Annotated in this window: 16 protein-coding genes and 1 tRNA gene; 2 read left to right on the top strand and 15 right to left on the bottom strand. The window is 37.0% G+C overall.

Translation table 11 applies throughout. The annotated features are described in order from the left end of the window. Positions 1 to 95 precede the first annotated feature (95 nt). The 5 genes from P3T75_RS05620 to P3T75_RS05600 form a co-directional block, all read right to left on the bottom strand. Positions 96 to 2,024 (bottom strand): FtsX-like permease family protein, encoded by a 1,929-nt coding sequence (locus P3T75_RS05620; RefSeq protein WP_282462418.1) that lies wholly within the window; start codon positions 2,022 to 2,024, stop codon positions 96 to 98. 78 nt (positions 2,025 to 2,102) lie between these two features. Then, entirely contained in the window at positions 2,103 to 3,458 is a 1,356-nt protein-coding gene (locus P3T75_RS05615) for an ABC transporter permease (protein WP_282462417.1), read from the bottom strand. Positions 3,459 to 3,465: 7 nt separating this feature from the next. Beyond that, positions 3,466 to 4,167: an ABC transporter ATP-binding protein gene (locus tag P3T75_RS05610; RefSeq protein ID WP_206903735.1), complete on the bottom strand. Its 702-nt coding sequence runs from the start codon at positions 4,165 to 4,167 to the stop codon at positions 3,466 to 3,468. Positions 4,168 to 4,354: 187 nt separating this feature from the next. Next, positions 4,355 to 5,503, bottom strand: coding sequence for an N-acetylglucosamine-6-phosphate deacetylase (gene nagA, locus P3T75_RS05605; RefSeq protein WP_206903736.1), 1,149 nt, complete (start codon positions 5,501 to 5,503; stop codon positions 4,355 to 4,357). Positions 5,504 to 5,578: 75 nt separating this feature from the next. After that, positions 5,579 to 6,412 (bottom strand): helix-turn-helix domain-containing protein, encoded by an 834-nt coding sequence (locus P3T75_RS05600; RefSeq protein WP_282462416.1) that lies wholly within the window; start codon positions 6,410 to 6,412, stop codon positions 5,579 to 5,581. A gap of 132 nt (positions 6,413 to 6,544) precedes the next feature. On the opposite strand from P3T75_RS05600, the gene P3T75_RS05595 reads away from it, so the two are divergent. After that, positions 6,545 to 6,718, top strand: coding sequence for a DUF2187 domain-containing protein (locus tag P3T75_RS05595; RefSeq protein ID WP_206903738.1), 174 nt, complete (start codon positions 6,545 to 6,547; stop codon positions 6,716 to 6,718). Positions 6,719 to 6,853: 135 nt separating this feature from the next. Here P3T75_RS05595 and P3T75_RS05590 read toward each other — a convergent pair whose 3' ends face one another. Together P3T75_RS05590 and P3T75_RS05585 are read right to left on the bottom strand one after the other, a co-directional pair. Further along, positions 6,854 to 8,071 carry a pyridoxal phosphate-dependent aminotransferase gene (locus P3T75_RS05590; RefSeq protein WP_206903739.1) on the bottom strand — a complete coding sequence of 406 codons (1,218 nt, stop codon included), beginning with the start codon at positions 8,069 to 8,071 and terminating at the stop codon, positions 6,854 to 6,856. 33 nt (positions 8,072 to 8,104) lie between these two features. Then, positions 8,105 to 8,413: a hypothetical protein gene (locus P3T75_RS05585; protein WP_282462415.1), complete on the bottom strand. Its 309-nt coding sequence runs from the start codon at positions 8,411 to 8,413 to the stop codon at positions 8,105 to 8,107. Between P3T75_RS05585 and P3T75_RS05580 the strand changes: the two genes are divergently transcribed. Beyond that, positions 8,388 to 8,472 (top strand) — tRNA-Leu (locus P3T75_RS05580). The genes P3T75_RS05585 and P3T75_RS05580 overlap by 26 nt on opposite strands. 328 nt (positions 8,473 to 8,800) lie before the next feature. Here the strand turns inward: P3T75_RS05580 and P3T75_RS05575 are convergent. The 8 genes from P3T75_RS05575 to glgB form a co-directional block, all read right to left on the bottom strand. Next, positions 8,801 to 8,986, bottom strand: a complete 186-nt coding sequence (locus tag P3T75_RS05575; RefSeq protein WP_206903741.1) for a hypothetical protein — start codon at positions 8,984 to 8,986, stop codon at positions 8,801 to 8,803. A 14-nt stretch (positions 8,987 to 9,000) separates the two neighbouring features. Further along, a complete protein-coding gene (locus P3T75_RS05570; RefSeq protein ID WP_282462414.1) occupies positions 9,001 to 9,786 on the bottom strand; it encodes a hypothetical protein in 786 nt (261 codons plus the stop codon). 199 nt (positions 9,787 to 9,985) lie between these two features. Next, positions 9,986 to 11,815 carry a glycoside hydrolase family 13 protein gene (locus tag P3T75_RS05565; RefSeq protein WP_282462413.1) on the bottom strand — a complete coding sequence of 610 codons (1,830 nt, stop codon included), beginning with the start codon at positions 11,813 to 11,815 and terminating at the stop codon, positions 9,986 to 9,988. A 4-nt stretch (positions 11,816 to 11,819) separates the two neighbouring features. Beyond that, on the bottom strand, positions 11,820 to 14,231 hold the full coding sequence (locus P3T75_RS05560) for a glycogen/starch/alpha-glucan phosphorylase (RefSeq protein WP_407649841.1): 2,412 nt from the start codon (positions 14,229 to 14,231) through the stop codon (positions 11,820 to 11,822). A gap of 143 nt (positions 14,232 to 14,374) precedes the next feature. After that, positions 14,375 to 15,811 carry a glycogen synthase GlgA gene (gene glgA, locus P3T75_RS05555; protein WP_282462411.1) on the bottom strand — a complete coding sequence of 479 codons (1,437 nt, stop codon included), beginning with the start codon at positions 15,809 to 15,811 and terminating at the stop codon, positions 14,375 to 14,377. A 1-nt stretch (position 15,812) separates the two neighbouring features. After that, positions 15,813 to 16,958 (bottom strand): glucose-1-phosphate adenylyltransferase subunit GlgD, encoded by a 1,146-nt coding sequence (gene glgD / locus P3T75_RS05550; protein WP_282462410.1) that lies wholly within the window; start codon positions 16,956 to 16,958, stop codon positions 15,813 to 15,815. Continuing rightward, a complete protein-coding gene (locus P3T75_RS05545) occupies positions 16,948 to 18,090 on the bottom strand; it encodes a glucose-1-phosphate adenylyltransferase (protein ID WP_230710508.1) in 1,143 nt (380 codons plus the stop codon). Before P3T75_RS05545 ends, glgD begins: the two co-directional genes overlap by 11 nt. A 31-nt stretch (positions 18,091 to 18,121) precedes the next feature. Then, positions 18,122 to 20,056 (bottom strand): 1,4-alpha-glucan branching protein GlgB, encoded by a 1,935-nt coding sequence (glgB, locus tag P3T75_RS05540; protein WP_282462409.1) that lies wholly within the window; start codon positions 20,054 to 20,056, stop codon positions 18,122 to 18,124. Positions 20,057 to 20,099 lie beyond the last annotated feature (43 nt).

Raw genomic sequence — 20,099 nt, 5'->3', positions numbered from 1 at the left:
TCCTAAGACACAAAACGAAAACGGATACAAAGAAAAATAAAAAAGATCCGTCCGCTTGTCTCTTAAGACAAAAAACAAAACGGACTTGATCTTTTTTATTCATTTGATTTTAAGGCTTCAATCATATCCACGTTTTTTAACTTAACATAGACAAAAATACCCACAATTATCGTAAAGAAGATTGTAATGAGACTGGCATACAAATAGCTCAAAGGCTGAATAGTTGGTGAAAACATGACCATATCTAACTCTACTGTCTTCAAGACAAAATCGTGTTCAATTTTACCTAAGATTAATCCAAGTAAAATACCGAAGATTGTTAAAATAATATTTTCCCGATAGATATACATAGTTAATTCATTATCGTAAAATCCTAAGACTTTGATGGTTGAAAGCTCGCGAATTCTCTCGGAGATATTGATATTGTTTAAGTTATACAAAACAATGAAGGCCAAAAGTCCCGCTGAGATAATCAATACCCAAACTACAATCGTCAACGCTTGGGTCGTGTCATCTAGTGCATTTAGTGAGTCTGATAGAAAAGTTACATTGACAATACCAGGATTGTCCATCAACTTTTCGGCTACGTCTTTTTCCTGACTGCTGGTTAAATCCTTTTTAAATAATAAGAAAGCAGCATTGTAATCCGGCTTTTTACGAAAGACTTGTTCATAATAAGCTGGGCTCAAATAAGCAAAATGTCCGGTATAGTTCTCAGCAATTCCCGCGACTTTAACTGGATAGCTTTGTTTATTGTTATCTTTTAATTGAATGGTGTCCCCAATTTTTAGGTCAAAAAGTTGCGCCAATTTTTCATTAATTACAGCACCCTTGTTTTGTAATTGGTATTCCCGCTTACTTTGACGATTATTTAATAAAATGAACTGGTCTAAATCTTTGGCATTTTGCGGTACATAGACACTAACATCTTGCGGTGTTTTACCATGACCGGAAACGTTGAAGGTCTCCATGCTAACTGACAGCGTGTCTTGATAGCGATTTAATTGTTTGGCATCTTTTTGGTAACGATCTTTTGCTGCCTGATCATCACTAAAGGAAACAACAGCTTGGTAATGCCACAATTTCTCAAATTGCAAAGGGATGATATCGGTAATGGAGTCCCGCAAACCAAATCCGGTCACAATCATGGCCGTACAGCCGGCAATCCCGACAATTGTCATCAGCATCCGCAATTTATACCGAAATAAGTTTCGCAGTGTGACTTTTTGATTAAAGTTCAGGCGTTTCCACAACGGTTTAATATTTTCTAACCACACGCGTTTTCCGGCCTTTGGTGCTTTAGGACGCAGCAAAGTTGCAGGGGGTGCAATTAAATCAAGTCGCACCGTCAACATCGCGACTCCAACGGTACAAATCAAACCAACGACAATACCGATGATCGTATAATTTAAATACCATGGTGTAACAAAAGAAGGCAAGTTATAAAGTTGACCATAGGCTTCAATAATAATACTTGGAAACAACTTGAAGCCAACCAATAACCCCAGTAGTGAACCGATAATTCCCGCTAATAAGGAATAAATAAGAAATTTCAAAGCAATTTCATAATTGCGATACCCTAACGCTTTAAAAGTTCCAATCTCGCCTCTTTTTTCTTCTACCATTCTACTCATAGTAGTCAAACTAACCAATGCTGCAATCAAGTAAAATATCAGAGGAAAAACGGTCGCTAGCGAGGTAATGCGATCGGCATTTTGCTTGTATTCTGTATAGCCAGGATTATCATTGCGATCACTAAAAATATACTCGGCTGGCTTTAGGTCACTTAAACGTTTTTGCTCATTTTTTAATTGTAATTCTGCATCTAGTAATTTAGGCATATTGGCACTTGTTTCTGCTTGAAAATCTGCCAATTGCTTTTGGTATTCTTTTTCGCTATCTGAGATTTGAGTTTCAGCCTTTTGCAAATCCTCTTTGGCCTTTTCATTTTCTTTGGCTAGGGTTTGTTTAGTTGTGCTCAATTTTTCAGCATCTTGTTCCAGTGCTTTTTTTGCTTCTTCCAATTTTGTTTTTTCTTGGGCTAAGCTCCGTTCTTTTTCTTCAATCTCACGAAGATCAAAAGAGCTGTCTGTTTGACTATTTTACAATTGTGTTAACTGATTTTTTAAGTCGCTCACTTGTTTGGTGACTTCTTTTAAAGCTGCCGTAATATCGGCTGACGTCGTATTTTCTTCATCCCAATTGTTGATCATTTTAACCAGCTCGTCGGCTTGCAATGATTCTGCCAGTTGCAAAAGGGAACTTTTCTGTTCACTAATCAGATCTGAAAGTTCTTCTTCATCAACCGTCAGTTGCTCTAACTGACTTTTCAAATCATTTCCACTCGTAATTTGTGCTTGAACTTGTTTGATTTTCAAATCATTTTCCTGGGAAGCTGGAGCAGTAGTTGCCGCTTTACGCGCTTTTCTTACATTTTCTTGCTCAGTTTTTAACAATTGCTCCTGTTGGTTTAATTCTTCATTTTGCTGCTGGAGTTCCTCTTCTTCTGTGGCCAAATTTTTTGCCGCTGTTTCTTGGGCTATTTTGCCGTCTTTTGTTTTGGTGGCTAATTCCTTTTTGGCATTGTCAATTTTTTCTTTGGCTGCTTTTAGTTTATCTTCGCCTGTGTCTAAAGCTTTCTCGCCTTTTGTAATTTCAGCTTGAACTGCTTTTAATTGTACTTGAGCTTCTTCTTTGACCTCAACTAGACGTAACTGTGGTCTTTTAGCCAACTTTCTTTTTAGACTTTTAATTCCTTTATCCGTAGTATCTTCATAAGTTTTTGAATAGGCCACCTGTTTTTTACTATCTTTAAATTGCACCAAAATCCGGCTATAGGCTTTAAGATTCAAGTCACTTTTATCAACGACTGCAAAATAATCGACCGTACCAGTGCCAACATTGGTATTCCCACGTTTAATATTTTCAATGTATTCCGGGCTATTCACAAACCCCACAACTTTAAATTCTCTTCTTTTTAGCTGTTGTTTTTTATCATCATCAACTGCCACTGTAAATTTGTCACCAATGCGGTAGTCTTTGTGATAGTCTGCTAAATCATCTAATGCAATTTCACCTGACTGTTTGGGTAAGCGCCCTTTTACGATGTGATACTGATTTAGCTTTTGTTTTTTATCATAACCCAAAAATCGCAATACTTGGTTTTTATCGCTTAAATTTAAATCAAGCATATATTCCGGTTCTGCGGTTGCGACTTGGCTATCTTCTTTGATTAAATCAAGATCCGTATCGGATAGACCTAATGTTGCTATTATGGTAGCATCTGCTAATTGCGTTTGATCGTAATAATTATCACTAGAGGTGATCATGTCTGGTCCTGTTGCACCAATCCCAACAAAAAAGGCTGTTCCTAAAAAGATGATACCTAGAATCGACAAAAAGCGAGCCGGTGAATTTTTTATCTCTTTCAAACTTGTTTTGAGCAAAGCACTTTTCATCTATTCCTCACCACGCAATCTCTGCAACAGAAAGTGGGTTTTCGTTTAGCGTGATACTTCTAACCTTGGCGTCGTTAATTTTAATCACCCGATCGGCCATTGGTGCAATAGCAGAATTATGGGTAATAATAATTACCGTTGTTTGAAATTCCGCTGCTGTATCTTTTAAAATTTCCAAAATCTGTTTCCCTGTTTCATAATCCAATGCCCCAGTTGGTTCGTCACAAAGCAAGATTTTAGGTTTTTTTGCCAAAGCCCGAGCAATCGTTACTCTTTGTTGCTCCCCTCCGGACAATTGTGCCGGGAAGTTATTCATACGTTTGCCTAAACCAACTTTAAGCAAAACCTCTTCTGCATCCATAGCATCAGTTACAATTTGTGATGCTAATTCTACGTTTTCTTTGGCAGTCAAGTTAGGAACTAAATTATAAAACTGGAAGACAAAACCCACGTCATTTCTTCGATAACCGGTTAATTGTTTGGCATCAAAACGGGCAATGTCTACGCCGTCCACTGTAACTTGGCCACTATCACAAGTATCCATTCCTCCCAATATATTTAGAACTGTCGATTTTCCAGCACCACTTGGCCCTAAAATAACAGCAACTTCACCCTTTTCAACACTGAAGGTAATATTATCATTGGCGATGATTTCAGTGTTGCCCATTTGATACTTTTTCACCTCATTAAATACTTCGATATAACTCATAAAATTAGCTCCCTCACAAAAAAATTCTCGTTAATTTAAGTTTAACACAAGATATTTCTTACACAAAAATTCAACTGTCGAATTTCATTTTTTCTTTGACGGAAATTTAAAATAACGCAAAGTATTTCCTGCAACAAAAAAAGACGATAACCAATATTTTGGCTATCGTCAAAAAAATCTATTTAAATTAAGCTTCGTAGCGTTTTGTGCCATCTAAATAAGTGGCAGCTAATGTCATATCGGGATTCAAGACGATAAAGTCTGCATCCCGCCCTTTTTTAATCAAACCACATTTGTCATCGATTTTACAGCTGACAGCTGGAACCCAAGTTGCCATCATAATCGCTTCTTCTGGTGTGGCAATTTCCCAATCCACTACATTTTTGATTGCTTCTTTTAATTTCAAAATACTACCGGCTAAATTGCCTTCTTTCATACGAGCAGTACCATCTTTTACGACTACAGGAAATTCGCCTAAAATATAATTTCCATCTGGCATACCGCCAGCCATCATGCAGTCCGTGATTAATGCTACATGATCATGTCCTGCTTTTTCCATTAAAATTTCAGCCGCTTGTGGGTGAACATGGTGACCATCACAAATTAATTCTGAAAATACATGTTGCAGGCTAAGTAGCGCACCAACCATACCGGGTTCGCGGTGATTCAAACCACGCATCCCATTATAAGCGTGAACAAACACGCTTGCTCCAGCTTCAACAGCTTCCGTTGCTTCTTCTAGCGTTGCATTGCTGTGACCCAATGCAACAACAACACCTTCTTCAGTTACTTGGTTAACAAATTCGCTAACGCCTTTACGTTCAGGAGCTAACGCAATTTTTTTAATCAAGCCGCCAGAAGCTTCTTGCCATTCATGGAAAGTATCAATATCTGGGTCGCCAAAGTAAGATGGATTTTGCGCACCTTTATGTTCTTCTGTAAAGAATGGTCCTTCAAAATAAATCCCTTGAATTTTAGCACCTTTTACATCTTGGTATGTGTCGCCAATTGTTTTTGCAACATCTTTTAATAACTCTTTTGTAGAAGTTAAAGTTGTTGGCAAATAAGAAGTTACGCCACATTCCAACAAACCTTCAGACATGATTTTCAAACCTTCAGCATTATTGTCCATAACATCTTGGTTTTTGTAACCATGAATATGTGTATCCACTAAACCTGGGGCAATCCATTTGCCACTATGGTCAATAATATTCGCATCTTTTTCAGGTAGTTCAGCATAGTAGTTACCAAATTTTCCGTCAATAATTTCTAAATAGCCGGCTGATTTGGTATCAGAGTTTAAGAAAAACTTGTCAGCATAAATAAATGTTCGCATTTAAATCGCTCCTTTGATTTACTAACTTAAAATTACTCCTTCTTTTCCCAGAAGTCAAGAAAGGTCTACACCATTTTACAGATTTGTAATCCGTTGGACAGCGCTAGATATTTTGAAATATTTTTCGCATTGCTCATTTTTGCCCTGCGCTTCATAAATCAAGCCCTCAAGGCGGAAAAGTTCTTCCAAATAATAATAACTTTTTTGTTTGCGCACCATTTCCGTTCCTCGTTTGACAACGTCCATCGCTTCGTCATAACGCTTTTCTCGATATAAAAACAGACCGTAATTATAGAAAACTTTTGCAAGCCGACAGTCGATACGTTCATTTGGCAATGTATAAAAGAGTTCCATACTATAGGTTAAGTTGAACTCGCCTTCTTTTTTTTGGCCTAAATCCACTTGCACGCGACCGATACAAGAAATTAATTGAATTTCATTTGAAGCAATAAAATGTTTATCTGCTTGAAATGTATAAGAAAGACCGTGTTTTAAATGTTGTAAAGCCAACTCCAAATCTTTACCCAAAAAGTATTCACAACTACCTAGATAATAGTAATAGAGCTGTAAATCTGTGTCTAAATACAACTGGTCTAAAATAGCTGGTTGGTTTAATAAGGCAGCAAGCTTTATATACTCTTTATGAAAAAAGTGATAGGCCATTTGATCTAAGAGTAAATTTACTTTTCTAATCTCCTCAAAGTGGAGCGTCATAACTTGATCGATTGTTACGCCTAAGCGTTCGCACAAATTTTGCATCACCAAGACATTTGGTAATTCTTCATCATTTTCAATCCGACTTAAGACACTTTGCGAACAAATATTTTGCGACAACATTTTTTGCGTTAATTTACGATCTTTACGAATTTGTTTTAAAACGTGGCCAAACGAAACATTTTCTGCTGTCATTATTCTAACTGCCTCCAATTATGCGAATTAGCATTACCCTTTTTGTATATTTTATCACATAATACCCGCAAAGGCGCTACCGAAAACGAGCAACTTTTTCGCAACAATTGAAAAAATAAGGAGGATTTTAGAATGAAACAACCATCAAATGTTAGCTTTATCTGGCAAGACGAAAAATTTTATGGCTGGATTGAAAAAGAATATCAAAATTCATTTTTAATCAATGTCACCGATCCAAACGAAGAATTAGAAACCAAGTACGCAAAAAGGATTATCATCAGTAAAAAAGTCTGCGAGCTTCTTTAACAAACCGAATAAAAATACATTTACATAACCACAATACTTGTTTTTACATATGTGTAAAAAGAGAATGAACAATTGTGTTCCCCGTTAAAAAGTTAAACTTTTCAACGGCACAATTTTATCATTCTCTTTTTTATTTTATTTTTGTTGATAGGTTGCTAAAAACTCTCGTAATTTTTCGGCTGTAAATTTCAGGTCGTCCATTTTTGGTAAATAGACAATCCGAAAATGGTCGGGCTCTTGCCAGTTAAAGCCGCCACCATGCACCAATAAAATTTTGTGTTCATGTAAAAAGTCCAGAACAAATTGTTCGTCATTTTTGATATTGAACCGTTTAATATCAATTTTAGGAAAAATATAAAAGGCAGCTTTTGGTTTTACTGCTGAAAGTCCGGGAATATCATTTAAAGCATTGTAAATATATTCCCGCTGCTCATAAATTCGACCACCCGGCAATAATAATTCATCACTACTTTGATACCCTCCAAGAGCAGTTTGAATGATTTGTTGGGATAATACATTAGAACACAGGCGCATGGAAGACAACATGTTTAGCCCTTCAATATAATCTTTCACACCTTTTTTATCCCCACTTAAAACCATCCACCCCACGCGAAAACCCGCAACACGATGTGATTTTGACAGACCATTTAAAGTAACGACAAACCGATCTGGGGCCAAAGTTGCAATTGGGACATGGGTTAGACCATCCATAACTAAACGATCGTAAATTTCATCTGAAAAAATAATCAAATCAAATTCCCGCGCTAATTCCACGATACCTTCTAATATCTCTTTTGGATATAGAGCACCTGTAGGGTTATTGGGATTAATGACTACAATTGCTTTGGTTTTACTGTTAATCTTAGCACGCATATCCGAAAGATCAGGATACCATTCACTTTCTTCATCACAAATATAATGAACGGGTTTACCACCAGCAAGAGAAACAGAGGCTGTCCACAGTGGATAATCTGGGGAGGGTACCAATATTTCATCACCGTCATTACACAAGCCTTGCATGCACATTGTAATTAATTCGCTAACACCGTTGCCAGTATAAATATCATTTATCGTAACATTAGGAAATCCCTTTAATTGGCAATATTGTTCAATTGCCTTTCGTGCCGAAAAAATTCCCTTAGAATCAGAATAGCCTTCTGATGAACGGACATTCATAATCAAATCACGAACAATTTCATCCGGGGCTTCAAAGCCAAAAGGTGCAGGATTACCAGTATTTAGTTTTAAAATACTAACGCCTTCTTCTTGCATGCGATCGGCCTCTTCCAACACCGGACCGCGCACGTCATAGCTGACACCTTCTAATTTATTTGATTTCTCAAAGTGTTTCATCATCATCGCCCCTTTTTAATTGAATTCTTTTAATTACTTTACTTTTTTATCCTTTAAAAAGCAATCTTTCCTGTGATTTTTCGCAAAAGTTTTAATTTTTTTCCACCAAGAATTAATACCAATGTCAGTAGCGATACTTGCCACAATTCCCAGAAAAATTCCCAATAAAAGCTTATCTAAAATTAAGCCAACTAAAAGCCCCAACAAAACTGCAGGCAAAAGAAACGTACCGTCAGATTTTTTCATATTAACCTTCCTTTTCAATCTTAATCTTGACAAAGGATTTTTTTCTAAGGTATCATAAGTTGTTGTTTTCGCAGAAGTGTTGGAATTGGCAGACAAGCAAGATTGAGGGTCTTGTGGGCGTAAAGCTCGTGCGGGTTCGACTCCCGTCTTCTGCATCACTCCAGTATGTTTAAAAGGATACAAATCTTATTTTTCTAAGATTTGTATCCTTTTATCTTTTTATCGCGCTTAAAAAAGTGAAATGGAATCACTTATTTGCAGTTGCTAAATAAGACCAAAACAAAACCTTGGACAGTCCTTTTTATAAATAGCCTTTTCTAAATACTTCGCCTTAAAATAAAGCAAATAATCAAAAATATATATAAATTTTTTTAATTAGCCAATTTATTACAAAAGAGACCGTACTTGCTGCAACACAACTGACCTAAATACCTAACTTTTTTTAGCGCAGTAGATATCTGAGCCTTTTGCACTAGCCCATTTCTACAAAACAGTCGGGTCATAATGATACGTAATATCGCCATTATGATGCGCTTCACCGACAAAGTATTTTTTATCTTCACGACTAGCCCAAGCATTGCGAAAAAGGAAAAAATTTTCCTGTGTCACTTCAATTTTTTCAATTTCACCATTTTTCAATTTCTCTAGTTGTAAATCATATGCTTCCATTTAATCAAAACCTCTTACTCTTCAAAATAGCTGGGGCTGCGGCGACTTTCTGATTGCCCCTCTTCAATTAAGCCTTTTAAATCGCGCTCTAAAACTTTCCCCTTTTTTTCCTTATTTACTGCTGCTTTAGCAGTTGTATCCTCTTTTTCGGAATTTTTTTCATGATGAAATTTTTCAACAGTAGGATCATCACCTTTTTTTTCTTGAAAAGCAGCCGGTTCATGATCAAACAGCAAATACTGTTCTTTGTTTTTGTGTAAGGAGTCGATTAATTCTGTTTCCTCCACAGCTGCTTTTTTCTCATCAGGAATTAAAGAAGCTGGAATATATTTGGGGACAAAATAAGAACGCCCTGAAGAATAACGCTTCATTGTACTTTCTTCAGGTGTTATTTGCGGTTTGTTCTTCACTTTATAGGTGGAGCGCTTATAATCTTTCCCAAAAAGAGAAGTTCGACCGGCTAAATCTGTTTCAGGTTTAATTTTCTTGCTGTAGTCTGGTAAATTTTCCCGATGTTTTTTTAGCTCTTCTTGCTGCGCCAAGGTATGTCCTTGTTTTGCAGCAGTCGCTTTACGGGAACGGCGCAAGGCCCGTTCTTCTTGCATCTGTGTGTTTTTTAAAACACTTTTTTTAGGTGGTGTATAAAAGGCGGTTCCCTTGTCTTCTGGCTCATCAGTTAAAAGCCAGCTGCGATCTTTAGCAAAGAGATTCCGCTTTTCTTTTTGAATTTTTACGTTTTCATTATCATCATAGGCTGGAAAACGGTAATGTTTACGGTTAATATCTGTATATTTTCCCATTTTAATTCATCCTTTATCTACTTTGTTTCATCATACCATAAAGTACCAAAATCTAGCGAAATTCGCCACGAATAACAATTGTTTTAAAAAAATATACAAAAAAACCTGAACAAAATTTGCCACAAGCGCAGTTTATCTGTAGGAGCTTACTTGCAGTTTTATTTTGTTCAGGAATATTTTTATTAATCAAAAAGATAAATTATTCAAACAACTTACCACTAAAAGTTAGCGTTCCGGCCTCTTGAATCGTATTGTTACGCCCAATAATCGCCTGCAAGCGTTCTTTAGCAATCGGTAAGGGACGCAATGTTTGAATTTCTGCTACATTCAAAACTTGAAGCCCGTTTGTCGGATTAAAAAAGACCAAAACAAAGTCTTCTGCATCATAACGCAGTACTCCTAAAATCCGTTCTGTGTACAACAGCAAAAAATCTCCCTCGTAAATAACCGGATTTTCTGCCCGTAAAGAAATCCATTTACGACAAGCTTCATAACAGTCTTCCTCAATATTATCCCAAGGGAAAAACTTGCGGTTATCTGGATCTTTGCCCCCAGTTAAACCAGCTTCATCACCATAATAGACACAAGGGACACCCGGAAAAAGATGCAACAGAGCAAAAGCCAGTGACAGTTTTCGTTTATCGCCATTTAATTGCGTTAAAATTCGCTCCGTATCGTGGGTCCCAATATTATTGAAACTATTGTAAAAAATGTCCCGAGGATAATTTTCTTGTAAGGTTGTAAAATGGCTGGCAATAGTTTCTGGACGACAATCTGCCATAAGAAAAGCTAGTGCTTGCTCTCTTAGAGGATAGTTCATAACCCCTTGGAGATGGTTTCCTAAAATATATTGGCGTCTTTTGCCATAAGAAATTTTATTAGAGGCGTCTTCCCAGACTTCACCTAACAAAACTTTGTCCGCAAATTGGTCCAAATTGCTTCGAATACCGGCAATAAACTCGTCTGGCAATTCATCCGCCACATCTAAGCGCCAGCCGTCAATACCAAATTTATTCCACTTTTGTAAAACACCAGCAGAACCAAAAATAAAATCTTGGAATTCTTTGTTCTCTTTATTAATTTCTGGTAAATCTTTTACTCCCCACCAAGAATTATATTCATCTGGATAGCGATTAAAGGTAAACCAAGGATAATACTGGCTATGAATATTACGATATGCTCCTTTATCAATACCGTAAGCGCCGTCGTAATTAAAGTAAAGACTGTTACGCCCTACGTGGCTAAATACACCATCTAAAATGACATGAATATCATTTTGATGCAACGCATCCAAAAGATCAGCAAAGTCTTCTTCTGTTCCTAAAATGGGGTCGATATTCAGATAGTTACTCGTATCATAACGATGATTACTTCTGGCTTCAAAAATCGGATTCAAATAAATCCCTGTAATTCCCAATTCTTTTAAGTAGGGAATTTTAGCTTTAATTCCTTTAAAGTTGCCTCCAAAAAAATCCCAGCGGGCAATATCGCCATTTTCATCTTTAATATACATCGGAGTATCTTCTTTACTACCATAAATAAATGTATTGGCCTTAGGATTATTTACTAACTCCTTGGGATTACCATTATAAAAACGGTCGGGAAAAATTTGATAAAAAACGCCTTTACGATACCAATTAGGAGCTGTTTCTTTTTTTTCAAAACAGGTCACTTGATAGGCATTTATCTCCTCTAAGTGATCGACCAGCTTTCCTGGGCCGCCTCCTGCTACTGCACCATAATATCGGGTATATTCTGCGTGGTTGGCGTCTAAATAATGTAATTCAAAATAATAAAAATAAACACCTTTCCCCTCGTTAAAAAAGTAATCAAAATGATAAATTGCCGTGCCATAACTTTCCATCTTAATCGTATGGCTTTGACCGCCATCATGGGCTATTACTAACGTTACCCCTGTGACGTTAGGATCATCTGCTTTAAACTTAAAGGATATAAACTCATTAACCAAAATCGCGCCAAAGGGCTTTTTATACTCTTCTAACCATGAATTAAAATACACTTTGGTCATGGGATTACCTCATAGCTTCTTTATGGGCAAAAACTGGTTCAATTTGCCAAATATCTTCTGCATAACGTTCTACTGTATGATCGGCCGAAAACTGACCGGCATTGGCGATGTTAATTAGGCTAATTTGTTGCCAATGTCTCTTATCTTGATAAAGTTCTTCAATTTGTTTTTGTGCGCGACAATAAGAATCAAAATCTCTTAGTACAAAGAATTCATCATTGTATTTGATTAACGAATCAAAAATTTCTTGTCCTTCAGAATGGATATTAGGAATCGTGCCATCGATAAAGGCATTCAAAACCTTTTGAATAGTCGGTGAATCCTCATAAATTCCCATCGCATTGTAGTTTTGTGCATGATAATAGGCATAAACTTCTTCTTCAGTTAAGCCAAAAATAACAATATTTTCTGTCCCTACGGCATCGCGAATTTCGATATTAGCACCGTCTAAAGTTGCCAAGGTAACTGCACCATTTAACATTAATTTCATATTGCTAGTACCAGAGGCTTCTTTTGAGGCCAGTGAAATTTGCTCACTTACATCAGCAGCTGGAATAATCCGTTCTGCTAATGTCACATTATAATTTTCTAAAAAGACAATTTTCAGTCGATCTTTAATGTCTGGATCATTATTAATTAATTGCGCAGTTTCATTGATTGCTTTAATGATGGCTTTAGCATATGTGTAACTCGGCGCCGCCTTAGCCCCGAAAATAAATACCCGCGGTTCTATCGGTAAATCTGGCTGTTTTTTTAGATCAAAGTATAATTTCAAAATGTGTAAAAGATTTAGCAGCTGTCGTTTATATGCATGCAGTCGTTTTATTTGGACATCGAAAATCGCATCAGGAGAAACGGTAATAGCAGTTGTCTCTTTAATATATTTGGCTAAAGCAACTTTATTTTCTCGTTTTGCTTTTGCTAAGGCTGTCAAAACGTCATCATCTTCAACGAAATTTTGTAGCAAATGCAAGTCATTTGGTTTTTTACGCCACGAAGTTTTAATTGTTTCGTCTAAAATCTTTGCCAAAGGTTCGTTAGAAAGTTGCAGCCAACGTCTTTGGGCAATACCATTGGTTTTATTATTGAAGCGCCTTGGGAAAATCACGTAAAAATCATGTAACACGACATTTTTCAATAAGTCGGTATGCAATTTAGCAACACCATTGGTACTATGGCTACCAATAATTGCTAAATTCGCCATGTGAACTTGGCCATTTTGGATAATCCGAGTACGCTCGATTAAATTTGTTTCATAATATTTGCGATATTGCGTAACAAAACGACGGTCAATTTCAGCAATGATTTGATACATCCGTGGCAGCATTTCCTGCATTAACTCAATCGGCCATTTTTCCAGTGCCTCTGCCATAATCGTATGATTGGTGTAACTCATTACTTTAACAGTCACTTCCCAGGCTTGCTCCCAAGATAAATCACATTCATCCAGCAAAATTCGCATCATTTCTGGTATACATAAAGCCGGATGGGTATCGTTAATGTGAATGGCAATAGATTGGCTCATGGCAGTTAGCGGTTTATTTAATTTTTTAAAGTAGCGAACGATACTTTGAACACCTGCCGAAACAAAGAAATACTCTTGTAAAAGTCTGATTCTACGACCTCTTTCATTAGAATCGTCAGGATACAAAACTGCGGTTAAATCTTCTAATTCGCGGCGGTCTTCTAAACTGCGATACTTACTTTCTTCTGAAGCTGGAATTTCGACAGACCATAGTCTTAAGGTATTTACCACATCATTTTGATACCCTACCATTGCTGTATCATAAGGAACAGCTTTAATGAGACGACTATTTTCATAGACTGGTTTTAAGCGACCATCGGCTAGTGGCATCATGTAAACATTTCCACCAAAGCGCACATCGACAGCCTTACTTTCTTTGCGCACTTCCCAAACATTCCCATTATTTAACCATTCGTCTGGTAATTCGACTTGATACCCATCAACAAAACGCTGTTTAAACAAGCCATAATCATAGCGAATACCATTGCCGTTTCCTGGTAAGCCACAAGAAGCAATCGAGTCCATAAAACAAGAAGCTAAGCGCCCTAAGCCCCCATTTCCCAAAGCCATGTCTTTTTCTTGTTCCACAATCGAATCCAATGAAAAACCTAATTCGGTTAAACCATCCCGAACGGTGTCTAAAATTCCTAAATTTAATAAATTACTTTTGAGCATTTTCCCGGGTAAAAATTCAATGGAAAAGTAATAAACTTGCTTTGTTTCCTCAGTTAAATAATCTTTCCACGTTTGTACCCAATCATCAGCATAATACGTTTTTACCACGCTTCCCAAAACGTGAAAAAGTTCTTGCGGTGTTGCATCACTGATATCCATCGCATATTTTTCTTTGAGCCGCTGGATCATTTCCTCTTTAAAAACCTTCTTGGTAATTTTCATCTCTTTTCCTCCCGGATATTAAAAAGTTGAAGAAGATTCCTTCTTCAGCTAAATATTTTTTAGTAATTTCCTTTTTAATTCGACAGGTAAGAAACCGAAAAACAGTCAGCTGTTTCTCGGTTTCCTCTGCCTACTTGCTAAATTAGCGTTTCATATAACGCAACATATTCTTTTGAAGAAGTTTTCCAACTAAAATCTTTGACCATCGCTTGTTTGATTAAGCTTTGCCAAGTTGTAAAATCATCAGTGTACAAAATCAGCGCTCTTTCAATTGCTTTTAAAAGCTGATAGGAACTAAATTCAGCAAAACCAAAACCAGTTCCGACGCCGCTCACGATATTAAAAGGTGTAACCGTATCTTTTAGGCCCCCGATTTCATGAACAATCGGCAACGTTCCATAACGCATCGAAATCATTTGTGATAAGCCACATGGCTCAAATGCAGAAGGCATTAAAAAGACATCTGCAGCTGCATACATCATTTGAGCTAAGTTCACATCAAAAGAGATGCTAACGGAACATTTTTCTGGATAAGTCGCTGCAAAATAGCGGAAGCCATTTTCAAAATCCTTATCTCCTGTTCCAAGTAGGACTAATTGGACATCATTTTGTAAAATATTGTGTAGTTCATCTAATAAAAGGTTAAAGCCTTTTTGGTAAGTTAGACGGCTGACAACTGCTAAAAGCGGCACATCGGCTCTTTGAGGTAGTCCCATTTTTTCTTGCAACGCAGCTTTATTTTGCGCTTTTCCCGTCAAGTCTGTGTTGTCATAATGAAAAGGTAACGCAGGATCTGTTTTGGGATCGTTTAAATCGTAATCAATCCCATTTAAAATACCGCTTAACTTGCCAGCTTCCATTCGCAAAATAACATCCAGGCCAGAACCAAATTGTGGTGTTTGTATTTCCTCAGCATAAGAAGGACTCACCGTATTGACGCGATCAGCGTATAAAATTCCTGCTTTCATAAAATTCAAGCAATCATTCATGCGCACAGTTCCATCTTCATAACGCTCCATCCCCACACCAAATAAATCAGGTAAAACACTGCCGTCGTATTGTCCTTGAAATTCAATATTGTGGATGGTTAAAACCGTTTTGATGCTGTTATACGCATTAATCCAACGATACTTCTCTTTTAATAAGAAAGGAACCATGGCAGTATGGTAGTCATTAACATGTAAAACATCTGGAACAAAACCAATTCGTTCCAGCATTTCAATTAATGCCAATTGGAAAAAGGCAAACCGTTCGCCATCGTCATAATAACCGTATAAACCATCCCGATTACCAAAGTAATATAAATTGTCTAAAAAATAATAGGTAACATCATTTAAAACTAACTGTTTTACCCCGCAATACTGCCTGCGCCAACCAACATTTACATAAAAAGAAAATAAATCTTCACACTGATCAGCGTATTTTTCCGGAATTTTTTTAGCGAAATAAGGCAATACGACACGACAATCAATTCCTTTTTTTACTAATTCCTTTGGCAGGGCACCTGCAACATCCCCAAGTCCGCCTGTTTTAAAAAAAGGGGCACATTCAGCGGCAGCAAATAATACCTTCATTTTATTCGCCTCCGTAAATATCTGAAATCACATGACTTTGTTTTTTGATTACTAACGGCTCTTCTTTTGTCCCAATGATTTTAACGCCAGGGGCCACTTGAACTTCTTTATCTAAAATCGCATATTTTACTAGCGCCCCAGTACCAATTTTATTATTTGCCATAATGATAGAATCTTCTACTGTCGCGTCTTCACTAATTAGTGTGTGACGAGAAACTAACGAATTCTTCACGGTTCCTTCAATAATTGAACCTGTTGCAAATTGCGAATTCTCTACTTGTGAAGTCGGTGCATAATATGTCGGCACTTCATTTTTTAATTTAGTATAAATTTTCTTACTTGAATATAACAGTGAACTAAATTTTTGTGGTTCCAACATATCCATATTCGCTTGATAGTAAGAATTAATATCAAAAATATTGTTTAGATAACCAGTATATTCATAAGCAGAGCTTTTCACGTTGGTAATATTAGAACGTAAGAAGCTTTCTAAGTTAACAGATACTCCCTCATTTTGACCTTGAGATAAGGCCTCGATCAGGCGGTTAGTTTGAACGATATAAATATCGGCTGATAAATTCACCAAGTCTGTCAATTGCGCATCTTTTGCTTGTGTTGCACCAATAATTTTGCCGTGTTCTTCAACGTCTAAAACAATATCGGTTGAATAAACTTGTGATTTTGGCATCCGTTTATAGACAACCGTCATATCGTTTTCTTGCATTTGATGAATTTTTAAAACAGCGCGTAAATCAATGTTGCAAAGCATTTTGCTGCCCATAAAGACCGTATATTCTGACTTTGATTTGCGTAAGTAATCAATTACGGTATCGTAATAATGTTTATTTTCTGCTTTTTGTTTTAAGAAATCTTGGTAGACATGAATAAAGAAACGATTGCGAACGCTGTCTAAGTTCCACTCTTTGCCACCGCCGATGTGGTCAAAAACCGACTGTGTTTCCCCTTCATTAAAGACCATAAACACCGTATTAATGTTGGCATTTACAATACTGGATAAATTAAAATCGATTAAACGATACTTACAATCAAAGGGTAATGTTGCTAGCGGACGGTTTTCGGTTAATGGTAATAACTCATTATAACGATGTAAATTACCCAAAATCGCACACATTTTATTAGTTCTCATCAAGAGTCACTCCAATCACTTCAGAATAGCCGACAACAGCAATTTCCTCGCTGCCATCAATAACCGCATCGTCCCCGACAATCGCATTTTCCCCGATAATCGCCCGATGAATTTTAACATTTTTTCCAATCGTTGCCCCAGGCATTACCACGCTATCAGTAATAACGGTTCCTTCTTTCACTTGTACGTCGTCTGATAAAATGGAATGATTAATTTCACCTGAAACATAACAGCCATCCACAATTAATGAATTTTTCACTGCAGCTGTTTCGGTTAAAAAGTGCGGAGGTGAAATCGTATTTTTTGAAAATACGCGCCATGATTTGTCTCGAATTTCTAATTCCATATCCGGCTCGATGAATTCCATATTGGCTTCCCAAAGTGAATCAATTGTGCCTACGTCTTTCCAATAGCCAGAAAAACGGTAAGCAAATACATTTTCACCTGATTCAAGATAGTTTGGAATAACGTGTTTCCCAAAGTCGATCATTTGACCATCTTTTGAGTAGCTGTTCATTAAGACATTCCGTAAGCGTCCCCAGTTAAAAATATAAATCCCCATCGATGCTAAGTTGTTTTTGGGTTCCTCTGGTTTTTCTTCAAATTCAATAATGCGATCACTTTCATCTGTATTCATAATCCCAAAACGTGAAGCTTCTTTAATTGGGACTTCAATAACAGCGACAGATAATGAAGCATTATTGGCTTTATGGGTTTCTAACATGTCTTCGTAATCCATTTTATAAATGTGGTCGCCAGACAAAACTAAAACATATTGTGGATCCATTTGATCAATATAGGCGATATTTTGATAAATTGCATGGGCCGTGCCTTCAAACCACTTACTTCCTTCAGAACTTGAGAATGGTTGTAAAATCGTTACCCCTGAATTGATGCCGTCTAATCCCCAACTAGCGCCATTACCAATATGATTGTTTAATGCTAATGGTTGATATTGTGTAACCACACCAACATTGCGAATTCCTGAGTTGGCACAATTGCTTAAAGTAAAGTCAATAATTCGATAACGTCCGCCAAACGGGACTGCTGGTTTGGCAATATTTTTGGTTAATTTTCCTAGCCGCGTTCCTTGACCGCCGGCTAAAATCATTGCTAACATTTCTGTTTTCATTTTTGCGGTGAAATTTCACCATTCCCCCCTTTTATTTTTCAGCTTTTACATTTTTGCGCTTACTACTTGATTTCACCCGTGTATTAATTTCAGCTGGTTTAATCAATAATGCCCCAAGTGCTGGCACAATAGTCTGAATTTGATAATCATAATCTTTAAACGGAACAGTAATTGCCTCTTTTATAGCATTAGGTTTAACCCACGTTCCGCCAAATTCTTTCATTTCCGTATTCAAAATTTCTTGGTAAGTTCCTTTATATGGCACACCCACGGCAAAGTTTTTTCGCTCGACAGGCGTTAAATTTAAAACGACAATGACAAAATCTTTTTTGGTTTTCCCCCGCCGAATGAAACTTAATACTGTATCGGCATCATTATCGGCATCAATAATTTCAATCGTGTCATAGCTGCCTTCTAGTTCCCAAAGCGCTTTTTCTGTTCGATAAAGTTCATTTAACGTCTTAGTGAAATGTTGCATCTTAGAATTCATCTCGTCATTTAAATCAACCCATTCCAAACCATGGTCATATTTCCACTCTAAAAATTGTCCCCATTCGCTTCCCATAAAGAGCAGCTTCTTACCCGGGTGAGCAATCATATAAGTATATAGATTACGTAGTTGTGAAAATTGTTTGTACCGATCTCCCCACATCTTATGCATCAGGCTTTTTTTACCATGAACCACTTCGTCATGAGACAAAGGTAAAATATAGTTTTCACTCATCATATACATGAAAGAAAATGTCAAAAGATTAAAATTATGCCCACGATAAATTGGATCCATTTCGTAAAAACGCAAGACGTCATTCATCCAACCCATATTCCATTTATAATCAAAGCCAAGCGCACCGCTTTCAATCATACCGGTAATTTTCGTATCAGAAGAACTTTCTTCAGCAATCATTAAGGCTTCAGGATGTGCTAACTTCACCACAGCATTTAATTTTTGCAAGAAGTAATAACCTTCAAAATTACGATTGCCTCCTTCATGATTTGGCGTCCACGGACCTTCATCGTAATCGCGGTAAATCATGTTAGACACAGCATCCACACGAATACCATCGAGATGGTAAAATTCCAACCAAAAAAGTGCACTGGAGATTAAAAAGCTTTGAACTTGTGGTTTACCTAAATCAAAGTTAATTGAACCCCAACGAACATTTCGAGCCCGATTTCTATCTTCATACTCAAAAGTTGGCGTGCCGTCATAGTAGGGTAAGGTATCTTCATTGATACAAAAATGCCCCGGAACCCAATCGACTAAAACGCCAATATTTTCTTTATGACAAGCTTCAACAAAATCTTGAAATTCTTCTGGTGTACCATAATAAGAACTTAAAGCAAAATACCCAACTAATTGATAACCCCAAGATTTTCCTAAGGGATGCTCCATTAATGGCATAAACTCAATATGGGTATAGCCCATTTCTTTAACATACGGAACGAGTTCTTTTGTTAAGTCAGAAAAGGTATAAGGTGTATTGTCTTCATGATGCTTCCAAGAACTTGCATGCACTTCATAAATGTTAAGAGGCCGCTTAAAATGATTCGTCCGCTTTTTGCGCCCTTGCCATAACCCATCTTTCCATTTTTTCTCCTGTAAAGTATGTAAAACCGCTGCACTTCCGGGACGTTCTTCAAAACGAATGGCAAAAGGATCAATTTTAAAAATCTCGCGTCCGTTTGCTTGGCGCACCTTAAACTTATAAAGATCTCCCTCGTGAGGTTTATCTGTTATAACTTCCCAAATTCCTGATTCTCGCTTTAGTAAAGGTAGTGAATCATCCCATTCATTAAAATCTCCCACCAACCAAACTTGTTGCGCATTAGGAGCCCAAACTCGGAAAACAAAACTGTCATCAGTTAATTTATGTGCACCCAAAAAATGCTGGCTATAAAAATTTTCCCCTGTTAAAAACCGTTCTTCTGCTGCTAGCACTTCAACTTCTTGCTTTTTTTCAACCATACCAGTTTCCTTTCTATAATGAATCTTCCCCATCAGACAATTA

It is taken from the genome of Enterococcus montenegrensis (assembly GCF_029983095.1).
GTDB lineage: Bacteria > Bacillota > Bacilli > Lactobacillales > Enterococcaceae > Enterococcus_C > Enterococcus_C montenegrensis.
The sequence above is the reverse complement of the archived record's forward strand: the minus strand, read 5'-3'. Positions and strand labels throughout refer to the sequence as shown.

Excerpts from the sequence above, each read along its gene's own strand:
- P3T75_RS05615 (WP_282462417.1), bottom strand. The coding sequence starts at position 3,458 with ATGAAAAGTGCTTTGCTCAAAACAAGTTTGAAAGAGATAAAAAATTCA.
- P3T75_RS05610 (WP_206903735.1), bottom strand. The coding sequence starts at position 4,167 with ATGAGTTATATCGAAGTATTTAATGAGGTGAAAAAGTATCAAATGGGC.
- nagA (WP_206903736.1), bottom strand. The coding sequence starts at position 5,503 with ATGCGAACATTTATTTATGCTGACAAGTTTTTCTTAAACTCTGATACC.
- P3T75_RS05600 (WP_282462416.1), bottom strand. The coding sequence starts at position 6,412 with ATGACAGCAGAAAATGTTTCGTTTGGCCACGTTTTAAAACAAATTCGT.
- P3T75_RS05595 (WP_206903738.1), top strand. The coding sequence starts at position 6,545 with ATGAAACAACCATCAAATGTTAGCTTTATCTGGCAAGACGAAAAATTT.
- P3T75_RS05590 (WP_206903739.1), bottom strand. The coding sequence starts at position 8,071 with ATGAAACACTTTGAGAAATCAAATAAATTAGAAGGTGTCAGCTATGAC.
- P3T75_RS05575 (WP_206903741.1), bottom strand. The coding sequence starts at position 8,986 with ATGGAAGCATATGATTTACAACTAGAGAAATTGAAAAATGGTGAAATT.
- P3T75_RS05570 (WP_282462414.1), bottom strand. The coding sequence starts at position 9,786 with ATGGGAAAATATACAGATATTAACCGTAAACATTACCGTTTTCCAGCC.
- P3T75_RS05565 (WP_282462413.1), bottom strand. The coding sequence starts at position 11,815 with ATGACCAAAGTGTATTTTAATTCATGGTTAGAAGAGTATAAAAAGCCC.
- glgA (WP_282462411.1), bottom strand. The coding sequence starts at position 15,811 with ATGAAGGTATTATTTGCTGCCGCTGAATGTGCCCCTTTTTTTAAAACA.
- glgD (WP_282462410.1), bottom strand. The coding sequence starts at position 16,958 with ATGAGAACTAATAAAATGTGTGCGATTTTGGGTAATTTACATCGTTAT.
- P3T75_RS05545 (WP_230710508.1), bottom strand. The coding sequence starts at position 18,090 with ATGAAAACAGAAATGTTAGCAATGATTTTAGCCGGCGGTCAAGGAACG.
- glgB (WP_282462409.1), bottom strand. The coding sequence starts at position 20,056 with ATGGTTGAAAAAAAGCAAGAAGTTGAAGTGCTAGCAGCAGAAGAACGG.